Annotated in this window: 2 protein-coding genes; one reads left to right on the plus strand and one right to left on the minus strand. The window is 62.7% G+C overall.

What is annotated here, in order from left to right; all coding sequences use genetic code 11:
- On the plus strand, nucleotides 1–220 hold a 220-nt coding region (locus FJ425_RS31830), incomplete at its 5' end, for a hypothetical protein (RefSeq protein ID WP_210241397.1).
- A gap of 66 nt (nucleotides 221–286) precedes the next feature.
- On the opposite strand, the gene FJ425_RS31415 is transcribed toward FJ425_RS31830, so the two are convergent.
- Complete coding sequence (locus tag FJ425_RS31415; RefSeq protein WP_064995672.1) at nucleotides 287–1,396, minus strand: IS110 family transposase; 1,110 nt, start codon at nucleotides 1,394–1,396, stop codon at nucleotides 287–289.
- Between the last annotated feature and the right edge of the window lie 67 nt (nucleotides 1,397–1,463).

Consider the following 1,463-nt stretch of genomic DNA (forward strand, 5'->3'; position numbering starts at 1 on the left):
CGCTCTGATGTCCGCTGTCAAGGTTTGGAACGCAGAAGGTCGCCCGATCCGAGGAACGGCTGCTCATTCTGATGAGCGCGCATGGGTGGAGGCGGAACTGAAGGACGTCGGTGATCAAGCTCTGATGCGCGGGTTGGCTACCGCATTCCCGATTGTGCGTCCGGGGCTGTTCCTATCTTACTGCGGGCGTCGGTCAATTTGCCGGCCACAAAGCGTCTGACGGGCATTCCCCTGCCGTGGTCCCGCCTCCGCCCATGCGCGAGGTGTAGACTGCCGCGGCGAGCGATCAGGTGGAGCGTGCCTCCCTGGCGACGGCCCACATGAAGCCGACTAGTTCGCGGGCGATCGCCGTGCAGACCACCGTCGTTCGCTTGCCTCGCGCAACCAGCTTTCGATACCGGGTCGTCAGGCGGGCCTGAGCCTTCCATGCGATCTCACGGACTTTCGGCGGTGCCTGCTCCAACCGGTACAGCTTCGCCTTGCCGATCCGGGGTGGATGTCGATAGGTCCAGGCGCTCTCAACCAGCATGTGGCGAACGCGGCCATTGCCTGCCTTGGTGATGCCGCCACGCCTGATTGTCTCTCCAGTCGACCGCTCGCCGGGAACGAGGCCGAGATAGCCCATGAGCTGGCGAGGGCTCTCAAAACGGCTTACGTCGCCGACCTCGGTGGCGAACGTCACGGCGACGATCAGATCGACCCCACGCAATGTCTGGAGCGCTCGCACGATCGGCGCCAGCGACCAGTTCGGGATGAACTCTTCGATCACGCGATCAAGCCGTTCCACACGCTCTTTCGAGACGCGCACCGCTTCGACCATTTCCTGGAGCGCGATCTGATGTGCAGGATAATCGAACCGCTGCTCCTGCAACCAACGCAGGTAGCGCATGGTCCAGTTCTTCGTGCGCGGATAGGCACGACCATGCTTGAGCATGAAAGCGCTCACCTGCTGGCGATGGACCCGCAGCGTCTCGACCGCGGCTGCCCGGGCGCGAACGAGATCTCGCATGGCTTCGTGATCTTCATCGGGAACCCATACCGCCGTCAGTTCGCCGGCGCGCAGCAGCCTTGCCAATGAAAGAGCATCCCGGCGGTTCGTTTTCACCCGATCGCCAGGCTTCCTTGGAATCAGCGATGGCGCGACCACGGTGCATTCATGGCCAAGGGAACGGATCAGCCGGTAAAGGCCATAGCCGGTTGGGCCCGCCTCGTAGCATAGGTGGATGCGATCGAACTTGGCAGCGATCCGTTGGATAACGCGGCGCATACTCGTATCCGATGCGTCGACCTCGCCGAAGAACCGAACCTCTCCCTCCCGGCCGGCTTCCGCAATCGCGATGGCGTTCCTCAGCTTAGCGACATCGATTCCGACAAATGCTTCCCTATAATCTGCCACGGCTCGTCCTCCTGTGATGAGGATCGGCTCGGACCGCCCGAGCAACCCTCGGACGCGCAGTGTAGGG

Source organism: Mesorhizobium sp. B2-7-2 (assembly GCF_006440775.1).
Lineage (GTDB): Bacteria > Pseudomonadota > Alphaproteobacteria > Rhizobiales > Rhizobiaceae > Mesorhizobium.